Here is a 1,990-nt window from a genome sequence, read left to right on the forward strand (position 1 = left end):
ACTTTAAGCAGGCCTTTTTTAATGGCGGTTATATAATGTTCAATAATCATTTCCTGTGTGATACTTAATTTACCCTGTTCTTTAAGCTCTGCAAGAATCTCGAAAGCCAGATAGGGGTTGATGGCGCTTGCACCGAAGCTTATCAGTGTGGCAAAGTGCATTACATCACGAGCCTCTCCTGTCTCGACAATAAGTCCGGTAAGCTGCCGTTTCTGCACCCTGATAAGATGGTGGTGTACGGCAGAAGTTGCCAGAAGAGAAGGAATCGGAGCCTGCGATTCACTGACATTGCGATCGGAAAGGATGATTAAAGAATATCCTTCATCCACTTTTTTTTCTGCTTCCTTACAAAGGGCTTCTATTGCAGGTTCAAGTCCTTTTTCGGCCTGATTGATATTAAAAGTGATTGGCAGAACGCATGCTCGATAGCCATCAAGGTCAAGATTTCTTAACTTAAGCATATCATCATTGGAAAGGACCGGATGAGGGAGTTTTAGCTGATGACAATGTTCGGGAGTTTCATCCAGCAGATTACCTTCTTTGCCGATAAGACTCATAAGAGACATTACCAGATTTTCCCGATAGGGATCTATAGGCGGATTGGTAACCTGAGCAAAGAGTTGTTTGAAATAATTGAAGAGCAGTTGTGGTCTTTCAGACAGCACTGCAAGAGTAGCGTCGTTTCCCATGGAGTGAACTGGTTCCTGTGCATTTTCGGCCATGGAGACAAGCACTGTTTTGATATCTTCCAATGTGTATCCGAAGATCCATTTACGTATTGATAGTGACTGGTGTTCGATATTGACCGGTCCCGGGACCTGGAAAAGTCCTTTAAGATCGATCCGATTATTCTGCAGCCATCGCCGGTATGGTTTACGACGGGAGATGGAAGCCTTGATTTCGTTATCGAAGAGGACCCGTTTTTTTTCGGTGTCTACTAAAAACATTTTTCCTGGTGCCAATCGTCCTTTCTGCAGTACCTCTTCCGGGGGGATATCCAGGACACCGGTTTCAGAAGCCATGACTACCTTTCCACTTGTGGTAATCAGATACCGGGCCGGGCGAAGACCGTTGCGGTCCAGTGTTGCTCCTATCTTTACACCATCAGTAAAAGCGATGGCTGCCGGCCCATCCCAGGGTTCCATTATTGATGCGTGATAATCATAGAAAGCCCTTTTGTCTTCACTGATATAATATTTTGCCCCGAAAGCTTCCGGTATCATCATGGCCATGGTGTGCTCGATGGTGCGACCGGTGGAGGTAATCAGTTCAAAGACATTGTCAAAAATTCCGGAATCACTCATTTCCAGATTGATTACAGGGAACAGTTTTGAGATCTCATCTGCAAAAAGAGGGGATGAGAGAGTTTTTTCCCTGGCGATCATCTTGTTGACATTTCCTCTGAGGGTGTTTATTTCGCCGTTATGAGCAAGGTAACGGAAAGGTTGAGACAATGGCCATGATGGGAAAGTATTGGTGCTATAGCGCTGGTGAACCAGGACCATTGCACTTTGCATATCGGCATCGGTAAGATCTGGATAGAAATATTCGAACTGAGGTGCAACAAACATTCCCTTATACACGATTGTTTTACTGCTTAAAGAACAGATATAAAATTCCTCAAGGGTCAACTGGTTTAATTGAGCCTTTTTTTCCATGCATTTACGTGTTATATAGAGTTTTCTTTCCAGAGCTGGTCCGCAAAGCGATCCAAACGATACAAAGATCTGGCTGATAAAAGGCATGGAGGAGACAGCCATGTCACCCAGGCACTCTGGAGAGACCGGGACATCACGCCATCCCAGGACCGATCCACCCTCTTCGGAGATTGTTTCTTCGATCAGTTTTATGGAAGAACTGCGTTTGGCGCGATCCTGTGGCAAATACAGCATGCCTACTCCATAGAAACCTTCCTGTGCAAGAGTGATTCCAGATCTGGAACATTCTTTCACAAAAAAAGCATGTGGGATCTGCATCAGCATTCCAGCGC

At 45.1% G+C, this 1,990-nt stretch carries 1 protein-coding gene; it reads right to left on the reverse strand.

From position 1 onward, the window contains the following. Positions 1–1,990 (reverse strand): glutamate synthase subunit alpha (locus GX089_10695; protein ID NLP02954.1); only part of this gene is annotated, 1,990 nt, incomplete at both ends.

This window comes from Fibrobacter sp. (assembly GCA_012523595.1).
Lineage (GTDB): Bacteria > Fibrobacterota > Chitinivibrionia > Chitinivibrionales > Chitinispirillaceae > JAAYIG01.